Source organism: Deltaproteobacteria bacterium (assembly GCA_003696105.1).
GTDB lineage: Bacteria > Myxococcota_A > Polyangia > Haliangiales > J016 > J016.
This window is the reverse complement of the sequence record RFGE01000311.1, coordinates 1-4278: the sequence shown is the minus strand read 5'-3', so window position 1 is coordinate 4278 and position 4278 is coordinate 1. Positions and strand designations below refer to the sequence as shown.

At 68.8% G+C, this 4278-nt stretch carries 5 protein-coding genes and 1 pseudogene; 1 reads left to right on the top strand and 5 read right to left on the bottom strand.

The window, feature by feature from the left end:
* The 3 genes from D6689_19670 to D6689_19660 form a co-directional block, all read right to left on the bottom strand.
* A partial coding sequence (locus D6689_19670; GenBank protein RMH38419.1) for an RND transporter occupies positions 1-147 on the bottom strand: 147 nt, incomplete at its 3' end.
* 125 nt (positions 148-272) lie between these two features.
* Entirely contained in the window at positions 273-494 is a 222-nt protein-coding gene (locus D6689_19665; GenBank protein ID RMH38418.1) for a hypothetical protein, read from the bottom strand.
* 70 nt (positions 495-564) lie between these two features.
* A complete protein-coding gene (locus D6689_19660) occupies positions 565-1485 on the bottom strand; it encodes an oxygen-dependent coproporphyrinogen oxidase (protein ID RMH38417.1) in 921 nt (306 codons plus the stop codon).
* Positions 1486-1587: 102 nt separating this feature from the next.
* On the opposite strand from D6689_19660, the pseudogene D6689_19655 reads away from it, so the two are divergent.
* Positions 1588-2949 (top strand): annotated as a pseudogene (locus tag D6689_19655) (AarF/ABC1/UbiB kinase family protein).
* 266 nt (positions 2950-3215) lie between these two features.
* On the opposite strand, the gene D6689_19650 reads toward D6689_19655, so the two are convergent.
* On the bottom strand, positions 3216-3842 hold the full coding sequence (locus tag D6689_19650; GenBank protein RMH38416.1) for an N-acetyltransferase: 627 nt from the start codon (positions 3840-3842) through the stop codon (positions 3216-3218).
* Positions 3730-4104 carry a hypothetical protein gene (locus D6689_19645; GenBank protein RMH38415.1) on the bottom strand — a complete coding sequence of 125 codons (375 nt, stop codon included), beginning with the start codon at positions 4102-4104 and terminating at the stop codon, positions 3730-3732. Before D6689_19645 ends, D6689_19650 begins: the two co-directional genes overlap by 113 nt.
* Between the last annotated feature and the right edge of the window lie 174 nt (positions 4105-4278).

Sequence of the window (4278 nt, the reverse complement as noted above, 5' to 3'; positions counted from 1 at the left end):
CAGCGCCTCGACGTGGCCGTGTAAATCGGTCGTCGCGACGATTGTGATGCGGCGCGGGCCGGCGGCCGCCGGCCCGACGGGAGCGGGCGGCGCCGAGCACGCGGCCACGGCCGCGGCGGCCGCGAGCGCGCAGGCGCGGACGAGCATGTCCCCGTTATAGCCCCCGCACCGCCGCCGTGCGATTGCGTGGGGCCGGGGGCGCACGCCGACGCCGAGCCGCCGGCGCGTCCCGCCGGTGCGGCGGGACGGCCGATCCGCGGACCACGATGCCGTCAGAACGAGAAGATGTGTTCGGCCACGCGACGCGGATCCGCTGCCTTCTTCGCGTCTTCCTCGGCGCGGCGCTGGACGCGCTCGGTCCGGCCCAGGAAATCGCCTACGCGCTGCTCGACGAACTGGCTCATCGAGATGTTGTTCGTCTCGCAGTAGGCGCGGAGCCGCTCGTACGTGGTCTTGCTCACGCTGATGCTGCGTCGCGTCTGCTTCTTGGCCATATGCTGGTGATACGCTATAGATGGTAGGTCGTCAAGGCGTACCTACTAGCCATGGTATGTACGCGGCGCGTCAATCCGGTTGGGCCAGGGGTTCGGCCTGCCCCTCCCGAAGCCAGTCGGTCGGCGTGAGCGCGGCGACGAGCGCGGCCTCGCGGCTGCTCGGCTCCACCTGCGGCGCATAGTCCCATCGAACCAGCGGCGGCAAGCTCATCAAGATGGACTCGACCCGGCCGGCCGTCTTGAGGCCGAACACGGTCCCGCGGTCGTACAGCAAGTTGAACTCGACGTACCGGCCGCGCCGCACGAGCTGCCAGCGGCGTTCGCGTTCCCCCCACGGCTCCGCGCGCCGCCGCTCGACGATCGGCACGTAGGCCGGCACGAAGGCGCGGCCGGCGTCTTGAACGAACTCGAACACGGCGTCGAGCGCGCCCCCGCCGTCGAGATAGTCGAAGAAGATGCCGCCGACGCCCCGCGTCTCGCCGCGGTGCGGCAGGTAGAAGTACTCGTCACACCAGGTCTTGAAGCGCGCGTAGTCGGCCACGCCGGAATGTGCGTCGCACGCGGCCTTGAGCGTGCGGTGGAAGTGAACGACGTCGTCGCGAAACAGATAGTACGGCGTGAGGTCGGCTCCGCCGCCGAACCACATGCGGTCGCCCTTCTGGATACAGCGAAAGTTGGCGTGCGTGGTCGGCACCATCGGCGACCTCGGATGTAGTACCAACGATACGCCGCTCGCGCGAAACGCCCGGTCCTGCCCCGGCAACTGAGCTGCGAGTTCGTCCGGCAACTCGCCCGACACGTCCGACCAGTTGACGCCCGCCTTTTCGAACACGTCCCCGTCGACGAGCACACGGCTCACCCCGCCGCCTCCACCCGGGCGCTGCCACGCGTCCGACGAGAATCGACCTCGACCGTCGAGCCGCTCGAGCGCCTCGCAGATATCGCCCTGCAGCTGCCGGAAGAACGCGGCGGCGCGATCGAACAGGGTCATGCCTCCAGTGTAATGCGGGCTGCCGCGCGTGAAAACGGCCGGCGTTCGAGCGCGCGCCGTCTCTGGTAAGATGCCGATCTTGACCGGGCGCGAGAGGTCGATATGGCGTTCATCCGGCTGCTGAGAGCCATTTGGGCGTTCGGGCCGATCTTCGCGAGCATCATGTTCCAGCTCGGACTGGAGAAGGTGTTCGGCGAAGATCGCAAGTGGGTGAAGCGCCGGTGGAAGGGCCTGCACGCGCGCAACGCGCGGCGGCTGACGCGCGGCTGCATTCGGCTGCGCGGCGTATTCATCAAGCTCGGTCAGATCCTCTCGATCATGGGCACGTTCTTGCCGCGCGTGATCACTCGCGAGCTTGAAAAGCTTCAAGACGAGGTACCACCGCGTCCGTACCGCAAGATCCGCAAGAGCTTTGCCGCAGAGATCGGCAAGCCCCCCGAGGAAGCATTCGCCGAGTTTCACCGCGACGCGATCGCGGCCGCGTCCCTGGGCCAAGTGCACGAGGCGCGCACGCACGACGGCGACCGCGTCGCCGTCAAGATCCTGTACCCGGACATCAACTCGATCATTCGAGTCGACCTGATCGTCGTGCGGTGGGCGATCAAAGTGTATCGGCGATTCATTCCGATCCGCCAGATCATGCGCGTCCACGATCAGCTCACCGACATGCTGTCGCGCGAGACGAATCTGGAACACGAGGCGCGCTGTCTCGAGCGCATGGCCGCCAACTTCGCCGACGACCCGGACGTGCTGTTCCCGCGCGTGTACCCCGACACGAGTGGGCGGACGGTCCTCACGATGTCGTTCATGGAGGGAGTCAAGATCTCGCGGCGCGAGCAGCTCATCGAGCTGGGGCTCGACCCGGACGAGGTGGCCGCGAAGCTGGTCAAGATCTTCTACAAGCAGCTGTTTTGGGACATGTTCTTCCACGCGGACCCGCACCCGGGAAACTTCTTCGTGCAAAAGGGACCGCAGGGACAGCCGCGGATCGTCATCCTCGATTTCGGCGCGGCGACCGAAGTGCGCGAAAACCTGGTCGACGGAATGCTCGACGTACTCGGTGGCGTGATGACGCGCGACGACGCCAAGGTGATCCGCGGCATCGAGACGATGGGCTTCATGAGCGCCGACGGCAACCGCGAGCTGCTGGAGCGCACGATCCGCACCTACTTCGAGAAGCTGCTCAACCTGCAGATCACCGACTTCAGCAAGATTCCGATCGACCAGGCGCAGCAGTTCGCCGATCCGAATTTGAAGAAAGAGGAGCTGCGCGAATTGATGAAGTCCGTCGAGTTTCCGCTCGGCTGGTTCTTCGTCGAACGCGCGGTCATCATTTTGTTCGGACTCGTGGCGCAGCTCGCGCCGACGCTCAACCCCGTGCAGATCGGGTTCCCGTATATCGTCAAGTTCATCGCCGACCAGCAGTCGCGGCGGTCGAAGCAGCTACGCGCGGTGTCGGAAGCCCAGGCGGCCGCCGGCGGCGGCGCGGCGCCGCCCGACGGTCGCGGCGGCGCGCCGGCCCGCGACGACGCGACGGACGGCGACAGCTCGACGCCGCCGCGCTCTGCCCCGTCGAGCCGGGCCGAGGCGCGGTCCGCCGAAGCCGCCGCCACGTCGCCGCCGCAGTCGCCCCGGTCGACGCCGGCCGAGGCGACGCCGGCCGAGGCGACCGGCGCGCCGCCCACCGCCGCCGACCGCGCGTAGCCGCGGGGTGCCGGCGCGCGAGCGCGCTACCCGGGCGGCGGCGCCAGGGACCGTGCCATCCGCAGCGCGCGCTGCCCGCCGTCGTACGCGCCGTAGTCCCAGTCGATCACCTCGAACCCGGCGCTGGCAAACAGCGCCCGCGCCCGCGCGTTGTCGTCGGCGACGGTGAGCACGACGTGCCGTGCCCGGTACGGCTCGGCGCGCGCGACGTCCAGCGCGTGCCACAGCAGCGTCCGGCCCCGACCGCGGCCCTGGTAGCGCGGCGCGACGCCGATCGCGAGCAAATCGGCGACGGGCCGCGGATCCGGCGGTTCGACGTCGCCGAACCACAAGACGGTGAACCCGCGCCGAACGCCCCGCGGACCGACGTCCACGTGCGCCACGACTCCCGGATGGTCGAGCCACGCCCCGAGGATCCGCTCGTAATCCCCGAGCGGGCGGTACACCACGCCCGCCGTCTTGGCGATCCACGCGCGGTCGGCCTCGGTGGCGAGCCGGATGGCCGGCTCCCCGGCCCCGGGACCCGCGCCGGGCGCACCGTCAGCGCGGCGCCGCGCTCGAGCTGGCCTCGGCGACGTCGGAGTTCGTCGTCGCACGGGCGGGCAGCGGCCCCTTCGGCTGGCTCGGGATCGCCGGCGCGACCACGCCGGCAGCCGTCGGCGGCGGCGGAGCCGACTCGTCGACCGTTGCGCGTTCCACGAACTCGCGCATCGTATAGCGGCCCGGAGCCGTCCGGCAAAAGAGCGACTTTTCCCCCTTACGCTTGATGTCCATCGACAGATCGCGCGCGACCACCGTGTCGGGCGTCTTGGACTTCGTCGGGAGCCGCCCCTGCGCGTACTCGACGATCTCGCGAACCGACATCGGCCGACCCGTCTCTCGAAGAATCTGTTCGACGACTGGCAGCGTGCTCATGTGACGGTCATCCTCCCCAGCTTCGTTCGCTTCGCCCTGAGACCCCGCATCCTACAACGTGTGCCGTCACCGAACAGTCTTGACATGCGATTTTTTGCCGCCGGTCGCCCGCGCTCCCGTCGCCGGTACCGACTTTCGGTGGGTTCCGGTCAACGTCGACGGCCTTGACATTTT

Coding starts and splice junctions, on each gene's coding strand:
- D6689_19665 (RMH38418.1), bottom strand. CDS start 494: ATGGCCAAGAAGCAGACGCGACGCAGCATCAGCGTGAGCAAGACCACG.
- D6689_19645 (RMH38415.1), bottom strand. CDS start 4,104: ATGAGCACGCTGCCAGTCGTCGAACAGATTCTTCGAGAGACGGGTCGG.
- D6689_19660 (RMH38417.1), bottom strand. CDS start 1,485: ATGACCCTGTTCGATCGCGCCGCCGCGTTCTTCCGGCAGCTGCAGGGC.